The organism is Pseudomonas flexibilis, assembly GCF_000806415.1.
Classification (GTDB): domain Bacteria; phylum Pseudomonadota; class Gammaproteobacteria; order Pseudomonadales; family Pseudomonadaceae; genus Serpens; species Serpens flexibilis.
The window spans coordinates 233,212-255,037 of sequence record NZ_JTAK01000003.1; the positions used below are offsets into that span (position 1 = coordinate 233,212).

The window sequence follows — 21,826 nt, forward strand, 5'->3', positions numbered from 1 at the left end:
TCAGAGCAGCACCACGTCGTACTGTTCCTGCGAGTATTCACGCTCGACCTGGAACTTGATGGTGCGCCCGATGAACGCCTCGAGGTCCGCCACGTTGCCGGACTCCTCGTCCAGCAGGCGGTCGACCACCTTCTGGTTGGCCAGCACCAGGTAGGCTTCGGCCTGGAAGGCGCGCGCCTCGCGCAGGATCTCGCGGAAGATCTCGTAGCAGATGGTTTCCGCCGTCTTCAGCTTGCCGCGCCCCTGGCAGGCGCTGCAGGGCTCGCAGAGCACCTGTTCGAGGCTTTCCCGGGTGCGCTTGCGGGTCATCTGTACCAGGCCCAGCTCGGTGATGCCGATGATGTTGGTCTTGGCGTGATCGCGCTCCACCTGCTTCTCCAGGGTGCGCAGGACCTGGCGGCGGTGTTCCTCGTCCTCCATGTCGATGAAGTCGATGATGATGATGCCACCCAGGTTGCGCAGCCGTAGCTGGCGGGCGATGGCCATGGCCGCTTCGAGGTTGGTCTTGAAGATGGTCTCTTCGAGGGTGCGATGGCCGACGAACGCGCCGGTGTTGACGTCGATGGTGGTCATCGCCTCCGCGGGGTCGATGATCAGGTAGCCGCCGGACTTGAGCAGCACCTTGCGCTCCAGGGCCTTCTGGATCTCGTCCTCCACACCGTAGAGGTCGAAGATCGGCCGCTCGCCGGGGTAGTGCTCCAGGCGATCAGCAATTTCCGGCATCAGCTCGGCGACGAACTGGCCGACCTTCTGGAAGGTTTCCCGCGAGTCGATACGGATCTTCTCGATGCCCGGATGCACCAGGTCACGCAGGGTGCGCAGCGCCAGCGGCAGGTCCTCGTAGATCACCGAGGGGGCCTCGGCGGTCTGCATCTGCGCGGCGATCTGCCCCCACAGGCGGTGCAGGTAACGGATGTCGGCGAGAATTTCGTCGGCGCCGGCACCTTCGGCGGCGGTGCGCAGGATGAAGCCGCCGGCCTGCTCGATGCCCTCCTTCGCCACGCACTCGGCCACCACCTGCTTGAGGCGCTCGCGCTCGGCCTCGCCCTCGATCTTCAGGGAGATGCCCACATGGCGCGTGCGCGGCATGTAGACCAGGTAGCGGGAAGGAATCGACAGGTGCGTGGTCAGCCGCGCGCCCTTGGTGCCGATGGGGTCCTTGGTGACCTGAACCACAAGGCTCTGGCCGTCGTGCACCAGGGCGCTGATCGGCTCGATGGCGCTGCCTTCGCGCTGGGAGATCTCCGAGGCATGGATGAAGGCGGCCCGCTCCAGGCCGATGTCGACGAAGGCCGCCTGCATGCCGGGCAGCACGCGGACGACCTTGCCCTTGTAGATGTTGCCGACGATGCCGCGACGCTGGGTGCGTTCGACATGCACCTCCTGCAGCACACCGTTCTCGACCACGGCCACGCGCGATTCCATCGGCGTGATGTTGATCAGAATTTCTTCGCTCATGGCTGATTCCTGAAAAATGACCGAAGCCGGATGACGGCTTCGCGTGAACATCCTGTTCCCAGCCTATAACGTTCCCGACCAACAGGGCACGCCGAACGCGGCCAGCAGTTCGGCGGTTTCGCACAGCGGCAGGCCGACCACCCCGGAATAGCTGCCCTGCAGTTCGCGCACGAACACCGCGCCCAGCCCCTGAATCGCATAGCCACCGGCTTTGTCGGCGGGCTCGCCGCTGTCCCAGTAGCGGGCGGCTTCCTCGTCCGCAATGGCGCGGAAGGTGACGCGGCTTTCCACCAGGCGCACTTCGCAGCGCCGGGCATCGGCGAGGGCCACGGCGGTCAGCACCTGGTGAGTCTGGCCGGACAGGGCCGCGAGCATCGCCAGCCCGTCGGCGCGATCGGCCGGCTTGCCAAGGATCCGGCCGGCCAGCACCACGGTGGTGTCGGCCCCCAGCACGCACAGCGGCTGCGCGGGGTCCAGGCGCGCCAGCGCGGCCTGAGCCTTCTCCTGCGCCAGGCGCTGCACGTATGCGGCGGGAGCTTCGTTAGGTCGGGGAGTCTCGTCGATGTCCACCGGCAGCAGGTCGTGCACGACGCCGATCTGGGTCAGCAATTCGCGGCGTCGCGGCGAGGCCGAGGCGAGGTATAGCGCGGGCATGTCAGATCCTTCCAAATATCCGAAGCCCGGCTACGCGTACAGCGGTTACGCAGCCGGCAAGATTCCTAGCGGGCGGCTAATAGACGTCGAAGCGACGGCGCAGCCAGTGCAGGGCCAGGTACAGCCAGAACCAGAGAATCGAGCTGGTCAGGACCGGCACCAGGAACAGCAGCGTCGGCGGCCGGTTGCCCGCCAGGGTGTTGAGCCACAGCAGCACCAGCTGCGCGATGCCGAGAATCACCATCAGCACCATGGCCTGCTGCCAGAGCGGAAACATGCGCAGGCGCTGCTGCAGGTTCAGCACCAGAAAGACGATCAGCGCGAGCGGGATGCCATTGAGCCCCAGCAAGGTGCCGGACAGCACATCCAGCAGCAGCCCGAAGCCCCAGGCCAGCGCCATGCCGCCGCGATGCGGCAGGGCCAGCGCCCAGTAGGCAGCCACCAGGCCCAGCCACAGCGGGCGGATGAGATCCAGGTTCCCGGGCAGCGGCGCGACACTGAGCAGCAGGGCGACCAGCAGGGTGGCCCAGATAACCCAGCCGTTGTTGGGACGTTCGCTGCTCACGGCTCCAGCTCCTGATCCTGCGCCTCGACCGGCTCGCTCGGCGGCTCCACCTCGTGATCGGCGTCGACCCGATCCTGCGCGAGGCCGGCGGCGCTGGCGCGTTCCTCGGGCGTGCGTGCATCGCTGAACACCAGCAGCAGGTGTCGGCTGCGGTTGAGCATCGCGGTCGGCAGTGCCTGGACCTGCAGGAAAGCCTGGCCGGCGTCATGCACCACGGACTTGACCCGTGCCACCGGATAGCCCGCCGGGAAGCGCTGGCCCAGACCGGAGCTGACCAGCAGGTCGCCTTCCTTGATGTCCGAGGTTTCCGGCACGTGGCGCAGCTCCAGATAGTCGGAACCGCTGCCGCTGGCGATGGCACGCAGCCCGTTGCGGTTCACCTGTACCGGCACGCTGTGCACGCTGTCGGTAATCAGCAGGACCCGCGCGGTATAGGGCATCACCTCGACCACCTGGCCCATCAGCCCGCTGGCGTCGAGCACCGGCTGGCCGACGAACACGCCGTCACGCGAGCCCTTGTCGATGATGATGCGCTGGGTGAAGGGGCTGGGATCGAGACCGATCAGCTCGCTGATGATGACCTTGTCATCGACCAGCGCGGCGGAGTTGAGCAGTTCGCGCAGACGCACGTTCTGTTCGGTGAGGGTGGCGAGTTTCTGCAGGCGGCGCTGCAACAGCAGCGCCTCGGTCTTCAGTTGCTGGTTCTCGGCAATCAGTTCGCTGCGGCTGGCCACCTGCTCGCTCATGCCTTCCCAGACCCGCAGCGGCAGGTCGGTCAGCCAATAGACCGGGGTGAGCAACAGGCCAAGCTGGCTGCGCAGCGGCTTGAGGGTTTCGAAGCGGGCATCCACCACCATCAGCACGACCGAAAGCACGGCAAGCACCAGCAGGCGCACACTCAGCGCAGGGCCTTTGACGAATAAGGGTTTGATGGGCGGATCCTCGCTGGGTGCCTGGTCAGTGCGTCCGGCCGCAAAGCCGCGTTGCCCGAGGGCCGGACGCCGCTACAAGGCTCACTCGGTGGACAGCAGGTCCATGGAGTGGCGATCCATCATCTCCAGTGCGCGACCGCCGCCACGAGCCACGCAGGTCAGCGGGTCCTCGGCGATGATCACCGGCAGGCCGGTTTCCTGGGACAGCAGCTTGTCCAGGTCGCGCAGCAGCGCGCCGCCGCCCGTCAGCACCAGGCCGCGCTCGGCGATGTCCGAGGCCAGTTCCGGCGGCGACTGTTCGAGGGCGCTCTTGACCGCCTGGACGATGGTCGCCAGGGATTCCTGCAGGGCTTCCAGCACTTCGTTGGAGTTGAGGGTGAAGCTGCGCGGCACCCCTTCGGCCAGGTTGCGGCCACGCACGTTCATCTCGCGGACTTCGCCGCCCGGGAACGCGGTACCGATTTCCTGCTTGATGCGCTCGGCAGAGGATTCGCCGATCAGCGAGCCGTAGTTGCGGCGCACGTAGGTGACGATGGCTTCGTCGAAACGGTCGCCACCGACACGCACGGATTCGGCATACACCACACCGTTCAGGGAGATCAGGGCGATCTCGGTGGTGCCGCCACCGATGTCGACGACCATGGAGCCACGGGCCTCCTCGACCGGCAGGCCGGCGCCGATGGCGGCAGCCATGGGCTCTTCGATCAGGAACACTTCGCGGGCGCCGGCGCCGAGCGCGGACTCACGAATGGCGCGGCGCTCCACCTGGGTGGATTTGCAGGGCACACAGATCAGCACGCGCGGCGACGGCTGCAGGAAGCTGTTCTCGTGCACCTTGTTGATGAAGTACTGCAGCATCTTCTCGCAGACGCTGAAGTCGGCGATCACGCCGTCCTTCATCGGACGGATGGCTGCGATGTTGCCCGGGGTACGACCCAGCATGCGCTTGGCTTCGCTACCAACAGCGACGACGGTTTTCTGGTTTCCGGTGCTACGGATGGCGACGACAGAGGGTTCGTCGAGCACGATGCCGCGTTCGCGCACATAAATCAGGGTATTGGCTGTGCCCAGGTCGATCGACAGATCGCTGGAAAACATGCCACGCAGTTTTTTGAACATTAGTCGGGGACCCTAAAGGCAACGCGTGGAAAAAAGGCAGCTGACTCTAGCAAAGTGGGGGAATTTTGGGCAAGGCTGGCTCTGTGTTAGATTGCCACGCTCACGACCGGGCCAGAGGCCCGATGCATCGGCATTTCGCGGGGCAGCGCCATCGCGGCCCCGCCTTCCGCGCGTTTCCTGGAGACTCCCCGATGGCGCTTGAACGCTCCGACGTGGAAAAGATCGCCCACCTGGCCCGCCTGGGGCTCGGCGAAAGCGAGATTCCGCAAACCACCGAGACCCTGAACAACATCCTCGGCCTGATCGACGCCATGCAGGCTGTGGACACCGACGGTGTCGAGCCGCTGGCCCACCCGCTGGAAGCCACCCAGCGCCTGCGCGCCGACGTGGTCACCGAGCAGAATCATCGCGATGACTACCAGGCCATCGCCCCGGCCGTGGAGAACGGCCTGTACCTCGTGCCGAAAGTCATCGAATAAAGGAAAGGGTTTCCCATGCACCAACTGACCCTGGCCGAGATCGCCCGCGCGCTGGCCGCCAAGCAGTTTTCCGCCGAAGAGCTGAGCCGCGCGCTACTGGGCCGCATCCACCAGCTCGACCCGCAATTGAACAGCTTCATCACCGTCACCGAGGACCTGGCCCTCGAACAGGCCCGCGCCGCCGACGCTCGTCGCGCCGCCGGCGAGAGCGGCGCCCTGCTCGGCGCGCCGATTGCCCACAAGGACCTGTTCTGCACCCAGGGCGTGCTGACCAGCTGCGCCTCGAAGATCCTCACCGGCTTCAAGGCGCCGTACGACGCCACCGTGGTCGAGAAGCTCGCCGCCGCCGGCGCCGTCAGCCTCGGCAAGCTGAACATGGATGAGTTCGCCATGGGCTCGGCCAACGAGTCCAGCCATTACGGCCCGGTGAAAAACCCCTGGGATACCAGCCGCGTACCGGGCGGCTCCTCCGGCGGCTCGGCCGCCGCCGTGGCCGCGCGACTGATCCCGGCCGCCACCGGCACCGACACCGGCGGCTCGATCCGCCAGCCGGCCGCGCTGACCAACCTCACCGGCCTCAAGCCCACCTACGGGCGTGTGTCGCGCTGGGGCATGATCGCCTACGCCTCCAGCCTCGACCAGGGTGGCCCGATCGCCCGCACCGCCGAGGATTGCGCGCTGCTGCTCGGCGCCATGGCCGGCTTCGACCCGAAGGATTCCACCTGCGTCGACCAGCCGGTGGACGACTACCTGGCCGCGCTGACCCAGCCGCTGGCCGGCCTGCGCATCGGCCTGCCGAAGGAATACTTCGGTGACGGTCTCGATAGCCGTATCGCCGAGCGCGTGCTGGCCGTGGTGGAAGAGCTGAAGAAGCTCGGCGCCACCGTGAAGGACATCAGCCTGCCGAACATGCGGCACGCCATCCCGGCGTACTACGTGATCGCCCCGGCCGAGGCCAGCTCCAACCTGTCGCGCTTCGACGGCGTGCGCTTCGGCTACCGCTGCGAGAGCCCGGTCAACCTCGAAGACCTGTACAAGCGTTCGCGCGGTGAAGGCTTCGGCGCCGAGGTGAAGCGCCGCATCATGGTCGGCACCTACGCGCTGTCGGCCGGCTACTACGATGCCTACTACCTGAAGGCGCAGAAGATCCGCCGGCTGATCAAGAACGACTTCGTCGCCGCCTTCAGCGAGGTGGACCTGATCCTCGGCCCGACCACGCCGAACCCGGCCTGGAAGCTCGGCGAGAAGGCCAACGACCCGGTCGCCGCCTACCTGGAAGACATCTACACCATCACCGCCAACCTGGCCGGTATTCCGGGCCTGTCCATGCCGGCTGGCTTCGTCGACGGCCTGCCGGTGGGCGTGCAGCTGCTGGCGCCGTATTTCCAGGAAGGCCGCCTGCTCAACGTGGCGCACCAGTACCAGCAGGTCAGCGACTGGCACACCCGCGCGCCGGAAGGGTTTTAAAAGGCTTGCCCCCTCTCCCCAACCCCTCTCCCGCGAGGGGAGAGGGGCTTACAGAATTCGAGGAACGCCCCACATGCAATGGGAAACCGTGATCGGCCTGGAAATCCACGCCCAGCTCTCCACCCAATCGAAGATCTTCTCGGCCAGCGCCACCACCTTCGGCGCCGAGCCCAACACCCAGGCCAGCCTGATCGACCTGGGCATGCCGGGCACCTTGCCGGTGCTCAACGAGCAGGCCGTGCGCATGGCGGTGAAGTTCGGCCTGGCCATTGACGCCGAACTGGGCCGCACCAATGTGTTCGCGCGCAAGAACTACTTCTATCCGGACCTGCCCAAGGGGTACCAGACCAGCCAGATGGACCACCCCATCGTCGGCAAGGGCCACCTGGACATCACCCTGGAAGACGGCACGGTCAAGCGCATCGGCATCACCCGCGCGCACCTGGAAGAAGACGCCGGCAAGAGCCTGCACGAGGACTTCCATGGCATGTCCGGGATCGACCTGAACCGCGCCGGCACGCCGCTACTGGAAATCGTCTCCGAACCGGACATCCGTTCGGCCAAGGAAGCGGTGGCCTACGTCAAGGCCATCCACGCCCTGGTGCGCTACTTGGGGATCTGCGACGGCAACATGGCCGAAGGCTCGCTGCGCTGCGACTGCAACGTGTCGGTGCGCCCCAAAGGCCAGGAAGCGTTCGGCACCCGCGCCGAGATCAAGAACGTCAACTCGTTCCGCTTCATCGAGAAGGCGATCAACCACGAGATCCAGCGGCAGATCGAGCTGATCGAGGACGGCGGCAAGGTCATTCAGGAAACCCGCCTGTATGACCCGAACAAGGACGAGACCCGCTCCATGCGCGGCAAGGAAGAAGCCAACGACTACCGCTACTTCCCCTGCCCCGACCTGCTGCCGGTGGTGCTGGAGGACAGCTTCATCGAGCAGGTGCGCGGCGAGCTGCCGGAGCTGCCGACCGAGAAGCGCGCACGCTTCGAAAGCCAGTTCGGCCTGTCGACCTACGACGCCGGCGTTCTGAGCGCCAGCCGCGAAATGGCCGACTACTTCGAGGCCGTGCAGCAGGTCTGCGGCGACGCCAAGCTGGCCGCCAACTGGGTGATGGGCGAGCTGTCCAGCCTGCTCAACAAGGAAGGCCTGGACATCGAGCAGTCGCCGGTCTCTGCCGCCCAGCTCGGCGGGCTGATCCAGCGCATCCAGGACAACACCATCAGCGGCAAGATCGCCAAGATGGTCTTCGAAGCCCTGGCCGCCGGCGAAGGCGCGACGGCCGATGCGATCATCGAAAGCAAGGGCCTCAAGCAGGTCACCGACAGCGGCGCCATCGAAGCCATGCTGGATGAGGTGCTGGCGGCCAACGCCGAGCAGGTCGAGCAGTACCGCGCCAGCGACGAGGCCAAGCGCGCCAAGATGTTCGGCTTCTTCGTCGGCCAGGCCATGAAGGCCTCCAAGGGCAAGGCCAACCCCGGCCAGGTGAACCAATTGCTCAAGAAGAAACTCGAAGGTTGATTACCCGTCGGCCATGGAAGGCCGGCACCGGGGCATGCCGTATCCGGGCGGATCACCGGCATGCCGTTATCCTGCCCATCGTGGGCGCCTAACCCATCCGGTCCTCGCATGCGTTATCTCTTTATCCTGCTCAGCGCCGTTCTGTTATTCGCCTGCAGCAACCCCGGCAACCAGCACACCGCGCTGCTTCCCGCCCCGGTCGAAGCCAGCCCGCACAAGACCCTGGAAGGCAAGGCCTCCTGGTATGGCCCCCGCTTTCACGGTCGCAAGACCGCCAGCGGCGAGCCCTTCGACCAGCATGACCTCACCGCCGCCCATCGCAGCCTGCCCTTCGGCACGCGTGTGAAAGTCACCAACCTGAAGAACGGCAAGTCGGTGGTGGTGCGCATCAACGACCGCGGCCCCTATGCCAAGGGACGGGTGATCGATCTGTCGCGCGCCGCCGCCAAACGTCTGGACATGCTGCGCAGCGGTGTCGCCCAGGTGCGCGTGGAGCGATTGACCAGCCGCAATTGAATACCTTTTTCTCGCCCTGATGGCGTGGCCGGCACAAGCGCGGCCCCGCTGAACGAAACCCTTCGGGCCCGCCGGCCCGCTTCCAGGATGCACATTCATGAGTCTGATGACGTTCGTCTATCTGATCGCGGGGCTGATCCTGCTGGTGATCGGCGCCGAGCTGCTGGTACGGGGCGCCGCGCGCCTGGCCGCGCGCTTCGGCATCTCACCCCTCGTGATCGGCCTGACCGTGGTGGCCTTCGGCACCAGCGCGCCGGAAACCGCCGTCAGCGTGCAGTCGGCACTGGCCGGCAGCGGCGACCTGGCGATCGGCAACGTGGTGGGCAGCAATATCGCCAACGTGCTGCTGATCCTCGGCCTCACCGCGCTGATCGCGCCGCTCACGGTGTCGCGCCAGCTGATCCGCCTGGACGTGCCGATCATGATCGGCGCCAGCCTGGTGGTGTTTGCCCTGGCCTGGGATGGCGAGCTGAGCCGCCTCGACGGCGCCCTGCTGTTTGCCGCCGTGGTGATCTACACGCTGTTCCTGATCGTGCAGAGCCGCAAGGATCCGGGCAGTGCCAGCGATGAGTTCGGCACCGAATACGGCCTGCACGAGACACCCAGGCCCTACGCCTGGGCCCGCGATCTGCTGTTGCTGGTCGCCGGTCTGGCGCTGTTGGTGGGTGGCGCCAACCTGCTGGTGGAAGGTGCCGTGTCGCTGGCGCGGGCGCTGGGCTTCTCCGAGCTGGTCATCGGCCTGACGGTGATCGCGGTCGGCACCTCGCTGCCAGAGCTGGCCACCTCGCTGATCGCCGCCGTCAAGGGCGAGCGCGATATCGCGGTAGGCAACATTGTCGGCAGCAACATCTTCAACCTGCTCTGCGTGCTGGGCCTGGCCTCGCTGGTATCGCCTGCGGCGATCTCGGTCTCCCCCAACGCCCTGGCCTTCGATTTCCCGGTGATGATCGCCGTGGCCGTGGCCTGCCTACCGGTGTTCTTCGTCGGCTACCGGATCAACCGCTGGGAAGGCCTTCTGTTCCTGGCTTACTACGTCGCCTACACCAGCTATCTGGTGCTGTTCAGCGTCGGCTTGCCGCAAGCCAGCATTCTCGGTCATGCCCTGGTCGGCTACGCCCTGCCGCTGACCGCCGTCACCCTGCTGGTGATCGCTGGCAACGCCTGGCGCCGCCAGCGCTGAATCCTTCAGGTCAGCCTGCGCGCTGCAACAGCCGCAGGCCGATCAGGGCGCAGACCGCGCCCGGCAGCACCACCGCCAGCAGGGGCGAGAAGCCGAATACCAGACTGGCCGGGCCGAGCAGGTCCTGGATGATGCGGAACACGAAGCCCACCAGCACGCCGGTGAAGATGCGCTGGCCGAGGGTCACCGAGCGCAGCGGGCCGAAGATGAAGGAGATGGCCAGGATCACCAGCGAGGCGGTGATCAGCGGCTGCAGCACCTTGCCCCAGAACGCCAGCCAGTAGGGGCCGTTGTCCAGCCCCTGGCCGCCGAGGAAGCGCGCGTACTGCCACAGGCCACTGATGGACAGGGCGTCCGGCTCGGTGATCAGGGTGCCGACCAGCTGCGGCGTCAGTTCCACCCGCCAGATCTCGGTGGGCTGTCGGATGACCTCGGTGCTCTGCTCGGCGAAACGCGTGCCGACCACTTCGTGCAGGACCCAGTGATCGCCGACGAACTCGGCGCGGGCGGCAAAGCTCGACTCCCGCAGTACCCGCGCGTCATCGAAGGTAAAGCGCGTGATACCCAGCATCACGCCATCGCTGCGCGCGGCGTTGATGTGCACGTACTGGTTGCCTTCCCGATGCCACAACCCCTTGGAGCTCAGCGCCTGACCACCGTTGCGCGCCATTTCGCGCTTGAAATCGGCGAGTACCTCGGTTTTCGGCATCACGAATTCGGACAACGCCAGGCCCAGCACCATCAGCAGCAGCATCGGCGCCATTACCGCCCCGACGATACGCACCAGCGGCACACCGGAAGCGCGCATCACCGTCAGTTCGCTGCTGCTCGCCAGCGTGCCCAGGCCGATCAGGCAGCCGATCAGCGCGCCCATCGGAAGCAATTCATACAGACGGCGTGGCGAAGTCAGCAGCACATACTCGATCACCTCGGGCACGCCGTACTGGCCGCGCATGAAAGCCAGCTCATCGATCAGCGCGAACAGCAGCGACAATCCCCACAGGACCCCGAGGACCGCCAGAATGGACATCAGCACCTGGCGACCGATGTAACGATCCAGCCGGTTCATGGGCGACCCTCCTGCCGGGCGGCGCGCAGCGCGGCCCACTTCAACGACAGCGGCTCCCAGAAGAAGATCAGCGCGCCAATGATCAGGAACAGCAGGTGCACCCACCAGAGGCCGATCTGCGGGGGGATGCCGCCCTTTTCCACCTGGCTGCGCATGGCGATCAGCAGGCCGAGATAACTCATGTACAGAAACAGCGCCGGCAGCAGCTTGAGGTAACGGCCCTGGCGCGGGTTGGCCTTGGCCATCGGCACGGCGAACAGGGTCATCACCAGCACGATGAGCGGCAGCGACAGACGCCACTGCAGCTCCGCCTGCTGGGCCCGGCCGGCGTGTCCCCACAGGCTGGCGGTGGGATCATCATCCAGGCTGCGATTAGGGGTCAGGCCGCCCTCCGGGCTGGGCAGCAGCACGCCGTAGCGGTCGTACCGCAGCACCCGGTAATCCGCATGGCCCGGGACGCCGTCGTACCGGTAGCCGTTCTCCAGAACCAGATAGCGTCGGCCATCCTCCTGGATCAGCTGCCGACCGGTTTCGGCCACCAGGTTGGTGATCTGCCCATTCTTGTCACGCTCAGTGATGAACACGCCGTTCAGCACCGTTCGCTCGGCATTCAGGGACTCGGTGTAGGTCACCCGGCTGCCGGAGCTCAGCTCCTGGAAGCGCCCCGCGGACAGCGTCTCCAGTTCGCTCAGGTTCTTCTGCGACGCCAGCAGTTCCCACGAGGACTGGGCGCTGGTCGGCGCCAGCGCCAGCGACAGCCAGCCCACCACCAGCGCCAGCAGCGCGGCCGGCCCCAGGGTGTAGAGCAGCAGGCGCTGCTGGCTCATGCCGGACGCCGACAGCGCGGCCATTTCGCTTTCCAGGTACAGGCGGCCGTAGCTGAGCATGATCGCCAGGAAGAAGCCCAGCGGCAGGATCAACTGCAGGAAACCCGGCATGCGATAGAGCATCACCCACATCAGCACGCTGGGGTCGAGCATGCCCTGCGCCGCCTGTGCCAGGTACTTGATGAAGCGCCCGCTCATGATGATCACCAGCAGCACGGCGCTGACCGCGGTGGCGGTGACCAACAGCTCGCGGGACAGGTAGCGGAAGATGATCACACGGGGCACTCCAGGGTTGTCAGCCGCGGGCGGCAACGCTCACACTAGCCGCATTCTCGGGCCGGCCCACCGTCCGGCGAGCCACTGAAATCAGCCGGCGATTATCCTGCAAAGCCGACCCTTTGTCTTGGGGACACACAGCAATGGAATTCCTTGTCAAAAATACCCGCCCGGAAACCCTGAAGACCGCCACGCTGGTGCTGGCGGTCGGCGAAGACCAGCAGCTGGGCGAGCAGGCCCGTGCGGTGGACACCGCCAGCGAGGGCGCGCTGGGCGCGCTGCTCAAGCGTGGCGACCTGGCCGGCAAGCCGGGCCAGACTCTGCTGCTGCAGGGCCTGCCGAACATCAAGGCCGAGCGCATCCTGCTGGTCGGCCGCGGCAAGGAAGACTCCCTGTCCGCCAAGCAGTTCCGCAAGGTGCTCGGCGCCACCTTCGGCGTGCTCAAGGAACTGGCCGGCGGCGATGCCGCGCTGGCCTTCGACGACGTGCAGGTCAAGGACCGCGACGCCTACGGCCGCGCCCGCCTGATCGCCGAGTGCCTGGCCGACGGCAACTACGTATTCGACCGCTTCAAGAGCGAAAAGGCCAAGCCGCGCAAGCTGAAGAAGATCACCCTGCTGACCGCCGCCACCGATGACGCCGAGCGCGCCACCCGCCAGGCCAGCGCCATCGCCGCCGGCATGGCACTGGCCCGCGATCTGGGCAACCTGCCGCCGAACCTGTGCCACCCGAGCTTCCTGGCCGAACAGGCCGAGGCGCTGGCCGTCGAACACAAGCACCTGAAGGTCGAAATTCTCACCGAGAAAAAGCTGCGTGAGCTGGGCATGGGCGCCTTCCTCGCCGTGGCCCAGGGCAGCGAGCAGCCGCCGCGACTGATCGTCCTGCAGTACCAGGGCGCGAAGAAGAAAAGCGAGCAGCCCTACGTGCTGGTCGGCAAGGGCATCACCTTCGACACCGGCGGCATCAGCCTCAAGCCCGGCCCGGGCATGGACGAGATGAAGTACGACATGTGCGGCGCCGCCAGCGTGCTCGGCACCTTCAAGACCGTGCTGGAACTCGGCCTGCCGATCAACCTGGTCGGCCTGCTGGCCTGCGCGGAGAACATGCCGAGCGGCCGCGCCACCCGCCCGGGCGACATCGTCACCACCATGAGCGGGCAGACCGTGGAGATCCTCAACACCGACGCCGAAGGCCGCCTGGTGCTGTGCGACACCCTGACCTACGCCGAGCGCTTCAAGCCCAAGGCCGTGGTGGATATCGCCACCCTGACCGGCGCCTGCATCGTCGCGCTGGGCAGCCAGACCTCCGGCCTGATGGGCAACGACGACGCCCTGGTGCAGCAGCTGCTGGGCGCCGGCGTCGCCGCCGACGACCGCGCCTGGCAGCTGCCGCTGTTCGACGACTACCAGGAACAGCTGGACAGTCCGTTCGCCGACATCGCCAACATCGGCGGCCCGAAGGCCGGCACCATCACCGCCGCCTGCTTCCTGTCGCGCTTCACCAAGGCGTATCCCTGGGCGCACCTGGATGTCGCCGGCACCGCGTGGATCAGCGGCGGCAAGGAAAAGGGCGCCACCGGCCGCCCGGTCCCGCTGCTGACCCAGTACCTGCTGGACCGCAGCGAGGGCTGATCCTCCCGCGCGGGCGTCGAGATCCGGCGCCCGCCTCACCTGACCCGGAAGCCGCATGCCACGCGTCGAGTTCTACGTCCTGCCCGATAGCGATCCGCGCCAGCGCCTCAAGGTCGCCTGCCAGCTGGCCGGCAAGGCCTGGCGCGCCGGCCTGACCGTGTTCATCCGCGGCGCGGACGAGGCCGACTGCGAAGCGCTGGACAACCTGCTGTGGAGCTACCGCAGCGCCAGCTTCATCCCCCACAACCGCCACGAGGATGGCGCGGATGCCCCGGTGGTGATCGGCGTCGACCAGCAACCGGCCCATGCGCAGGGTCTGCTGATCAACCTGCACCCCGATCTGCCTGCCGACCCCGAGCGCTACAGCCGGGTGATCGAGATCGTCAACCAGGCGCCCGAGCTGCTGACCATCTGCCGGGAACATTTCCGTCAGTACCGCCAACGCGGCTATGCTCCACAGCGTGTCGAACTCTGAGCGTCCACCAGCCGTCATGGAACGCAAACCGCCGCCCCGCCCCACTTCCCCGCTGCAAAGTCCGGGCGCGCAACGCCCTCGGGTCGCCCCCGAGCCGCCGTTGCTCACCGATGCCCTGGATGCCGATGGCATTCCCGTGCTCAGCGATGTGCTCGAGCCGGGCGTTCTTCCGCCAAAGCCGGCCGCCGCGCCGAGTACCGAGCGGCGCAGCAACGACGAGTTGCGCAATGCGGCCGAGCTGGTCTTCCAGGAAGTGCTGGATGAGTACCTGCCGCGCATCGAGGACGAAATCCGCAAGCGGCTGCGCCAGCGCATGGGCACCCTGATCCGCGCCGGGAAGTCGTAACGGGAACGCGCCGCAGGGAAACTCGTGCGGCAAAAGCCGCTCCCACAGGCATCGCGGCTTTGCCTTATACTCACCGGCTTTTTCCGATCAGCCGTTAAGGGTCCCGCCGCATGGACAAGACCTACCAGCCGCACGCCATTGAATCCCGTTGGTACGCCGAATGGGAGGCGAACAACTATTTCGCCCCGCAAGGGTCCGGCGAGTCCTACACCATCGCCCTGCCGCCGCCGAACGTGACCGGCAGCCTGCACATGGGCCATGGTTTCAACAACGCGATCATGGATGCGCTGATCCGCTTCCGCCGCATGCAGGGTCGCAACACCCTGTGGCAGCCGGGCACCGACCACGCCGGCATCGCCACCCAGATGGTGGTGGAGCGCCAGCTGGCCGCGCAGAACCTGTCGCGCCATGATCTGGGCCGCGAGAAGTTCCTGGAGAAGGTCTGGGAATGGAAGGAGCAGTCCGGTGGCACCATCACCCGGCAGATCCGTCGCCTGGGCAGCTCGGTGGACTGGTCGCGCGAGCGCTTCACCATGGACGAAGGCCTGTCCGAGGCAGTCAAGGAAGCCTTTGTGCGCCTGCACGAGGACGGCCTGATCTACCGCGGCAAGCGCCTGGTCAACTGGGACACCAAGCTGCACACCGCCATTTCCGACCTGGAAGTGGAGAACCACGACGAGAAGGGCCATCTCTGGCACCTGCGCTATCCGCTGGCCGAGGGCGCGAAGACCGCCGAAGGGCTGAGCTACCTGGTGGTGGCCACCACCCGCCCGGAAACCATGCTCGGCGACGCCGCCGTGGCCGTACACCCTGAGGACGAGCGCTACAAGGACCTGATCGGCCGCCACGTGCTGCTGCCGCTGGTCAACCGCCTGATTCCCATCGTCGCCGACGACTACGTCGACCGCGAGTTCGGCACCGGCTGCGTGAAGATCACCCCGGCCCACGACTTCAACGACTATGAAGTCGGCAAGCGTCACAACCTGCCGCTGATCAACATCTTCGACAAGAACGCCGCCGTGCTGGCGCGCGCCCAGGTGTTCAACCTGGACGGCAGCGTCAACGAGCACGTCGATGCCGAACTGCCGGCCGCCTATGCCGGCATGGACCGCTTCGATGCCCGCAAGGCCATCGTCGCCGAGTTCGAGGCCATGGGCCTGCTGGAGAAGATCGACGATCACGCGCTGAAGGTGCCCAAGGGTGACCGTTCCGGCACGGTCATCGAGCCCTGGCTGACCGACCAGTGGTACGTGTCCACCAAGCCGCTGGCCGAGAAGGCCATCGCCGTGGTGGAGACCGGCGAGATCCAGTTCGTGCCCAAGCAGTACGAGAACATGTACTTCAGCTGGATGCGCGACATCCAGGACTGGTGCATCAGCCGCCAGCTGTGGTGGGGTCACCGCATTCCGGCCTGGTATGACGAAGCGGGCAACGTCTACGTCGGCCGCGACGAGGCCGAAGTGCGCAAGAAGCACGGCATCCGCAACGACGAGGCGCTGCGCCAGGATGACGACGTGCTGGACACCTGGTTCAGCTCCGGCCTGTGGACCTTCTCGACCCTCGGCTGGCCGCAGCAGACCGACTTCCTGAAGACCTTCCACCCCACCGACGTGCTGGTCACCGGCTTCGACATCATCTTCTTCTGGGTCGCCCGGATGATCATGCTGTCCACCCACCTGATGGGCGAGATCCCGTTCAAAACCGTCTATGTCCATGGCCTGGTGCGCGACAGCCAGGGCCACAAGATGTCCAAGTCCAAGGGCAACGTGCTCGACCCGCTGGACATCGTCGACGGCATCGACCTGGAAACCCTGGTGGCCAAGCGCACCAGCGGCATGATGCAGCCCAAGCTGGCCGAGAAGATCGCCAAGCAGACCCGCGCCGAGTTCCCGGAAGGCATCGCCAGCTACGGCACCGACGCCCTGCGCTTCACCTTCTGCTCGCTGGCCTCCACCGGCCGCGACATCAAGTTCGACATGGGCCGCGTCGAGGGCTACCGCAACTTCTGCAACAAGCTATGGAACGCCACCAACTTCGTGCTGGAGAACACCGACGGCAAGGACTGCGGCGTCAACGATGAGCCCGTCGAGCTGTCCGCCGTGGACCGCTGGATCATCTCCGCGCTGCAGCGCTGCGAGGACGATGTCACCCGCCACCTGGACGCCTTCCGCTTCGACCTGGCCGCCCAGGCCCTCTACGAGTTCATCTGGGACGAGTACTGCGCCTGGTACCTGGAGCTGGTCAAGCCGGTGCTGTGGGACGAGAACGCGCCCGCCGAGCGCCTGCGCGGTACCCGCCGCACCCTGGTGCGCGTGCTGGAAGTCATCCTGCGCCTGGCCCATCCGATCATGCCGTTCATCACCGAAGAGATCTGGCAGCGCATCAAGGGCCTGGCCGGCAAGGAAGGCCCGACCCTGATGCTGCAACCCTGGCCGGTGGCGAACGAGGCCAGGCTGGACGCCGATGCCGAGGCCGACATCGCCTGGGTGAAGACCTTCATGCTCGGCGTGCGGCAGATTCGCGGCGAGATGAACATCTCCATGGCCAAGCGCATCAACGTGGTGCTGGCCAACGCCAGCGAGCAGGATCGCCGCCGCCTGCGCGACTTCGAGCCACTGCTGGCCAAGCTGGCCAAGCTGGAATCGGTGCGCGTACTGGGCGCCGAGGAGCGCGAGCCGCTGGCCGCCATCGCCCTGGTCGGCGAGATGCGCGTGCTGGTGCCGATGGCCGGGCTGATCGACAAGGATGCCGAGCTGGCGCGCCTGGACAAGGAAATTGCCCGCCTGCAGGGCGAGGTACAGCGCGTCGGCGGCAAGCTGTCCAACGCCAGCTTCGTCGACAAGGCCCCGCCGGCGGTAATCGACAAGGAGCGCGCCAAGCTGGCCGAGGCCGAACAGGCCCTGGCCAAGCTGGCTGAACAGCGCGAGCGCATCGCCACGCTGTAACCCTCCCCCGAAGCCCGGAGCAGATCGATTCGCGATCTGTTTCCGGGTTTTACCGCACGCTTGACCTGCGACAATTTCGCTCACCCGTCCAAACAGGCATAATGCCCAGCCATGACGGATGATGGCGCCTGGCTATTACCTCATCAGCTCCACGCCAGCCGAGCCTCCCGCGCACGAATCCCCTCACTTTGGAGTCATGTCCATGTATCTCCTGATGGCAGCCATCTTTATCGTTGGCTATTTGTGCATCGCGCTCGAACATCCGCTCAAGCTCGACAAGGCCGCCTCGGCCCTCCTCACCGCCGCCCTCACCTGGGCGGTGCTTGTTCTGGGCGCCGACCAGATCCTGCCGCTGCTGGAGCTCGGCACCCATAACCCGGCGGACTCCTCCGTCTTCGTGGTGGGCGAGCTGCGTCACCACCTGGGCGAGATCGCCGAGATCCTGTTCTTCCTGCTCGGCGCCATGACCATCGTCGAGCTGATCGACGCCCACGGCGGCTTCAAGGTGATCACCGACCGCATCCACACCCGCAAGCGTGTGTCGCTGCTGTGGATCATCGGCCTGCTGACCTTCTTCCTGTCCGCAGTACTGGACAACCTGACCACCACCATCGTGATGATCTCGCTGCTGCGCAAGCTGGTACGCGGCCGTCCGGAGCGCTGGTTGTACGTGGGCGTCGTGGTGATCGCCGCCAACGCCGGCGGCGCCTGGTCGCCGATCGGTGACGTGACCACCACCATGCTGTGGATCGGCGGCCAGATCAGCGCCCAGGGCGTGATCACCCAGCTGTTCATTCCCAGCCTGATCTGCCTACTGGTGCCGCTGATCGTGCTGAGCTTCCGCCTGCACGGCGAGGCGCCGCGTCCGCGCAGCCAGAAGCACCTGGGCGAGAAACACCCGCCCGTCACCACCGACTTCGAGCGTAACCTGGTACTGGCCCTAGGTCTGGGCGCCCTACTGTTCGTACCGGTGTTCAAGACCGTCACCGGCCTGCCACCCTACATGGGCATCCTGTTCGGCCTCGGCGTGCTGTGGGTCGCCACCGAGATGCTGCACCGCAACAAGCTCGCCGAGCACAAGCACCCGCTGTCGGTGATCGGCGTGCTGCACCGCGTCGACACCCCGAGCATCCTGTTCTTCCTCGGCATCCTGCTGGCGGTATCCTCGCTGGCCACCGCCGGTCACCTGACCCAGGTTGCCACTCTGCTGCGCGACAGCCTGGGCAACATCTTCGCCATCAACTACGCCATCGGCCTGCTTTCTGCCGTGGTCGACAACGTGCCGCTGGTAGCCGGTGCCATGAAGATGTACCCGCTGGTCAGCGATGGCATGCTGGCCTCCGCCGCGGCCGAGGAAAGCGGTTGGCTCGCCCAGTTCGTCACCGACGGACGCTTCTGGGAGTTGCTGGCCTTCTGCGCCGGTACCGGCGGCAGCTCGCTGATCATCGGCTCTGCGGCTGGTGTGGCGGCGATGGGCATGGAACGCATAGGCTTCTTCTGGTACATCCGTCGCGTCACTCTGCTGGCCTTCCTCGGGTATACCGCCGGCGCGGCCGCCTACTTCGCGATCAATATGCTCTGATGTTCCTCCTCCGGGGCGCTACGGCGCCCCGCCTGACAGGGAAGTCACCTCCATGCCACCGAGCAAGACCAAGACCAGCTTCTACCGCCGCCTGTACGTGGCCTGGCTGATCCACAGCGAAACCGCCAGCAGCGTGCCGGCCATCATGGCCGCCACCGGCATGCCGCGCCGCACCGCCCAGGACACCCTGGAGGCACTGGCCGAGCTGGACATCGACTGCACCTTCGAGCAAGGCGACGGCGAACGCCACAACGCCGGCCGCTACCGCATCCGCGACTGGGGCCCGATCGATCCGCGCTGGATCGAAAACCATCTGCCGCAACTGAAGGCCATCCTCGGCTACCCCTGATACCCCCGCGACCCGGGGCCTTCCAAAAACCCCGGTTACCGGTATCGTATGCCGGCATTTCGCCACGCCTTCCTTGTCGTATCTCCATGACCCTTGATCTGCTGTTGGTTCTCGCCCTGCTCACCTGCTGTGTCGCACTGTTCGTACGCAATAAACCGCGCATGGACGTGGTAGCCGTCCTGGCCATGGTGGCGCTGCCACTGCTGGGCATTCTCACGGTACCGGAGGCACTGGCCGGATTCAGCGACCCGAGTGTGGTGCTGATCGCCGCACTGTTCATCATCGGCGATGGCCTGGTGCGCACCGGTATCGCCTACCGCATGGGCGACTGGCTGGTGCGCACCGCCGGCAGCAGCGAGACGCGCCTGCTGGTGCTGCTGATGCTGGCGGTGGCCACCCTCGGCTCGGTGATGAGTTCCACCGGCGTGGTGGCGATCTTCATCCCGATCGTCATGGGCATCGCCGCGCGGCTGCGCATCAATCCCGGCCGGCTGATGATGCCGCTGGCCTTCGCCGGGCTGATCAGCGGCATGCTGACACTGGTGGCAACCCCGCCGAACCTGGTGGTGCACAGCGAGCTGCGCCGCGCCGGGCTGGGCGGTTTCGATTTCTTCGCCTTCACCCCCATAGGCCTCGCCATCCTGGCGCTGGGCATCGGCTACATGCTGTTCGCCCGGCGCTGGTTGCGCAGCGACGACGGCCAGTCGGCCGGCGACCGCTCGCGCCATACCCTGGCCGATCTGGCGCGCGACTACCGGCTTTCCGAACGCGAGCGGCGCCTGCGGGTGCTGCCGGAGTCGCCGCTGGCCGGCCGCCTGCTCAACGAGCTGGAGCTGCGCAGCCAGTACGGCATCAACGTGATCGCCGTCGAACGCCACGGGCGCTTCCGCAACCAACTGATGATGGCCACCGGCAGCACCAACCTGCAGGCCGGCGACATCCTGCTGGTCGACCTGGCCAGCCCCGCCATCGCCCTGCTGGGCGCCTATGACGAGCTGGGCCTGGCGCCACTGCAACTGAAGAGTTCCTACTACGCGGACCACGCCCATGAGCTGGGCCTGGCGGAGGTAGCGCTGCCGCCGGAATCGACGCTGCCGGGCAAGACCATCCAGGAGCTGGGCTTCCGCAGCCGCCATCAGCTCAACGTGGTGGGCCTGCGCCGCAACCGCGAAGCGCTGGAAGGCGTGCTGGTCGACGACAAGCTGCGCCCTGGCGACACCCTGCTGGTCGCCGGGTCCTGGAAGAACATCGACCGTTTGCATGGCCTGTCCCGTGACTTCCTGGTGCTCAGCCTGCCGATGGAAGTGAACGAGGTGGTGCCGGCCGGCGACCGCGCGCCGCACGCGCTGTTCAGCCTGACGGTGATGATCCTGCTGATGGTCAGCGGCCTGGTGCCCAATGCCCTGGCCGCGCTGCTGGCCTGCCTGCTGATGGGCGCCTTCCGCTGCATCGACATGGACAGCGCCTACAAGTCCATCCACTGGCCGAGCCTGGTGCTGATCGTCGGCATGCTGCCGTTTGCCCTGGCCCTGCAGAAGACCGGCGGTATCGCGCTGGCGGTGGACGGCCTGCTTGCGCTGCTCGGCGACGCCGGCCCGCAGGTGCTGCTGGCCTGCCTGTTCACCGTCACGGCGCTGACCGGGCTGTTCATCTCCAACACCGCCACCGCCGTGCTGATGGCGCCCGTTGCGCTTTCGTTGGCCCAACAGCTGGGTGTGTCGCCCTACCCCTTCGCCATGACCGTGGCGCTGGCCGCCTCGGCGGCGTTCATGACACCGATCTCCTCACCGGTGAACACCCTGGTGCTCGGACCGGGCCGCTATCGCTTCGGCGATTTCGTGAAGATCGGCGTTCCCTTCACCCTGCTGGTGATGCTGGTGACGGTACTGCTGGTGCCGCTGGTGTTTCCGCTGTAAGCGTCTGCGACGGGCGATGCGGCGGTCGAACTGGTAGGCTGCGCGGGCGATTCATCCCGGAGGGAAACGATGACGATCGAATGGTGGTACTGGGTGGTCGGCGGCGTGCTGCTGATCCTGCTGGAGCTGGCGATCCCCGCCTTCTTCGTACTCTGGTTCGGCCTGGGCGCGCTGCTGGTCGGCCTGCTGATGCTGCTGGCCGGCGCTCTGGCGCTGACCACGCAGCTGCTGGTCTGGGGGCTGGCCTCGCTGGCCATGGTGGCGCTGTGGTTCAAGGTGTTCCGCCGCGACCGGCACAAGACCCTGATCGGCACCGCCGACGGCACGGTGCTGGGCGAAGTCGGCCTGCTGGTCGGCGCGGTCGAGCCGTTCCAGCGCGGCAAGGTGCGCTTCCAGCGCCCGATCCTCGGCGCCGATGAATGGGCCTGCGTGGCCGAATCCGCAATTGCCGCCGGTGAGCGCGTGCGGGTGATTTCCGTGGAAGGCAGTTTTCTCAAGGTTGCCAAGGCTTAAGGAGT

20 protein-coding genes are annotated in these 21,826 nt (G+C 66.5%); 13 read left to right on the forward strand and 7 right to left on the reverse strand.

Annotated elements, in window-relative coordinates; translation table 11 throughout:
- The 5 genes from rng to mreB all read right to left on the reverse strand — a co-directional run bounded on the left by rng (nucleotide 1) and on the right by mreB (nucleotide 4,728).
- A complete protein-coding gene (rng, locus tag PT85_RS09105; protein ID WP_027590574.1) occupies nucleotides 1-1,458 on the reverse strand; it encodes a ribonuclease G in 1,458 nt (485 codons plus the stop codon).
- A 63-nt stretch (nucleotides 1,459-1,521) separates the two neighbouring features.
- Nucleotides 1,522-2,112, reverse strand: a complete 591-nt coding sequence (locus PT85_RS09110; protein ID WP_027590573.1) for a Maf family protein — start codon at nucleotides 2,110-2,112, stop codon at nucleotides 1,522-1,524.
- 76 nt (nucleotides 2,113-2,188) lie between these two features.
- The gene (gene mreD, locus PT85_RS09115) at nucleotides 2,189-2,677 is read right to left on the reverse strand and encodes a rod shape-determining protein MreD (protein WP_027590572.1); all 489 of its coding nucleotides are present in this window, start codon (nucleotides 2,675-2,677) and stop codon (nucleotides 2,189-2,191) included.
- Complete coding sequence (mreC, locus tag PT85_RS09120; protein WP_052237647.1) at nucleotides 2,674-3,573, reverse strand: rod shape-determining protein MreC; 900 nt, start codon at nucleotides 3,571-3,573, stop codon at nucleotides 2,674-2,676. Before mreC ends, mreD begins: the two co-directional genes overlap by 4 nt.
- Before the next feature lie 117 nt (nucleotides 3,574-3,690).
- On the reverse strand, nucleotides 3,691-4,728 hold the full coding sequence (mreB, locus tag PT85_RS09125) for a rod shape-determining protein MreB (RefSeq protein WP_027590571.1): 1,038 nt from the start codon (nucleotides 4,726-4,728) through the stop codon (nucleotides 3,691-3,693).
- A 191-nt stretch (nucleotides 4,729-4,919) separates the two neighbouring features.
- Between mreB and gatC the strand changes: the two genes are divergently transcribed.
- From gatC to PT85_RS09150, 5 genes are all read left to right on the forward strand, one after another.
- Nucleotides 4,920-5,207 (forward strand): Asp-tRNA(Asn)/Glu-tRNA(Gln) amidotransferase subunit GatC, encoded by a 288-nt coding sequence (gene gatC / locus PT85_RS09130; RefSeq protein ID WP_027590570.1) that lies wholly within the window; start codon nucleotides 4,920-4,922, stop codon nucleotides 5,205-5,207.
- A 15-nt stretch (nucleotides 5,208-5,222) separates the two neighbouring features.
- The gene (gene gatA, locus PT85_RS09135) at nucleotides 5,223-6,674 is read left to right on the forward strand and encodes an Asp-tRNA(Asn)/Glu-tRNA(Gln) amidotransferase subunit GatA (protein ID WP_039606480.1); all 1,452 of its coding nucleotides are present in this window, start codon (nucleotides 5,223-5,225) and stop codon (nucleotides 6,672-6,674) included.
- A gap of 73 nt (nucleotides 6,675-6,747) precedes the next feature.
- Nucleotides 6,748-8,196, forward strand: a complete 1,449-nt coding sequence (gene gatB / locus PT85_RS09140) for an Asp-tRNA(Asn)/Glu-tRNA(Gln) amidotransferase subunit GatB (protein ID WP_039606481.1) — start codon at nucleotides 6,748-6,750, stop codon at nucleotides 8,194-8,196.
- A 108-nt stretch (nucleotides 8,197-8,304) separates the two neighbouring features.
- Nucleotides 8,305-8,712 (forward strand): septal ring lytic transglycosylase RlpA family protein, encoded by a 408-nt coding sequence (locus PT85_RS09145; protein WP_037008957.1) that lies wholly within the window; start codon nucleotides 8,305-8,307, stop codon nucleotides 8,710-8,712.
- 97 nt (nucleotides 8,713-8,809) lie between these two features.
- On the forward strand, nucleotides 8,810-9,892 hold the full coding sequence (locus PT85_RS09150) for a calcium/sodium antiporter (RefSeq protein WP_039606482.1): 1,083 nt from the start codon (nucleotides 8,810-8,812) through the stop codon (nucleotides 9,890-9,892).
- A gap of 10 nt (nucleotides 9,893-9,902) precedes the next feature.
- On the opposite strand, the gene lptG is transcribed toward PT85_RS09150, so the two are convergent.
- Both lptG and lptF read right to left on the reverse strand, forming a co-directional pair.
- The gene (gene lptG / locus PT85_RS09155; protein WP_027590566.1) at nucleotides 9,903-10,961 is read right to left on the reverse strand and encodes an LPS export ABC transporter permease LptG; all 1,059 of its coding nucleotides are present in this window, start codon (nucleotides 10,959-10,961) and stop codon (nucleotides 9,903-9,905) included.
- On the reverse strand, nucleotides 10,958-12,064 hold the full coding sequence (gene lptF, locus PT85_RS09160; RefSeq protein ID WP_027590565.1) for an LPS export ABC transporter permease LptF: 1,107 nt from the start codon (nucleotides 12,062-12,064) through the stop codon (nucleotides 10,958-10,960). The genes lptG and lptF overlap by 4 nt, the downstream gene beginning before the upstream one ends.
- A gap of 143 nt (nucleotides 12,065-12,207) precedes the next feature.
- On the opposite strand from lptF, the gene PT85_RS09165 reads away from it, so the two are divergent.
- From PT85_RS09165 to PT85_RS09200, 8 genes are all read left to right on the forward strand, one after another.
- Nucleotides 12,208-13,695: a leucyl aminopeptidase gene (locus PT85_RS09165; RefSeq protein WP_027590564.1), complete on the forward strand. Its 1,488-nt coding sequence runs from the start codon at nucleotides 12,208-12,210 to the stop codon at nucleotides 13,693-13,695.
- A gap of 55 nt (nucleotides 13,696-13,750) precedes the next feature.
- Nucleotides 13,751-14,170, forward strand: a complete 420-nt coding sequence (locus tag PT85_RS09170) for a DNA polymerase III subunit chi (RefSeq protein WP_039606483.1) — start codon at nucleotides 13,751-13,753, stop codon at nucleotides 14,168-14,170.
- A gap of 16 nt (nucleotides 14,171-14,186) precedes the next feature.
- Nucleotides 14,187-14,516: a DNA polymerase III subunit chi gene (locus tag PT85_RS09175; RefSeq protein ID WP_234702687.1), complete on the forward strand. Its 330-nt coding sequence runs from the start codon at nucleotides 14,187-14,189 to the stop codon at nucleotides 14,514-14,516.
- 110 nt (nucleotides 14,517-14,626) lie between these two features.
- Entirely contained in the window at nucleotides 14,627-17,461 is a 2,835-nt protein-coding gene (locus tag PT85_RS09180) for a valine--tRNA ligase (protein WP_039606484.1), read from the forward strand.
- Between the two features lie 202 nt (nucleotides 17,462-17,663).
- Nucleotides 17,664-19,043 carry a sodium:proton antiporter NhaD gene (gene nhaD, locus PT85_RS09185; RefSeq protein WP_039606485.1) on the forward strand — a complete coding sequence of 460 codons (1,380 nt, stop codon included), beginning with the start codon at nucleotides 17,664-17,666 and terminating at the stop codon, nucleotides 19,041-19,043.
- Nucleotides 19,044-19,095: 52 nt separating this feature from the next.
- A complete protein-coding gene (locus tag PT85_RS09190) occupies nucleotides 19,096-19,392 on the forward strand; it encodes a winged helix-turn-helix domain-containing protein (protein ID WP_027590560.1) in 297 nt (98 codons plus the stop codon).
- Nucleotides 19,393-19,478: 86 nt separating this feature from the next.
- Nucleotides 19,479-21,308, forward strand: coding sequence for an SLC13 family permease (locus PT85_RS09195; RefSeq protein ID WP_027590555.1), 1,830 nt, complete (start codon nucleotides 19,479-19,481; stop codon nucleotides 21,306-21,308).
- Between the two features lie 69 nt (nucleotides 21,309-21,377).
- Complete coding sequence (locus PT85_RS09200; protein WP_027590554.1) at nucleotides 21,378-21,821, forward strand: NfeD family protein; 444 nt, start codon at nucleotides 21,378-21,380, stop codon at nucleotides 21,819-21,821.
- The last annotated feature ends 5 nt before the right edge of the window (nucleotides 21,822-21,826 follow it).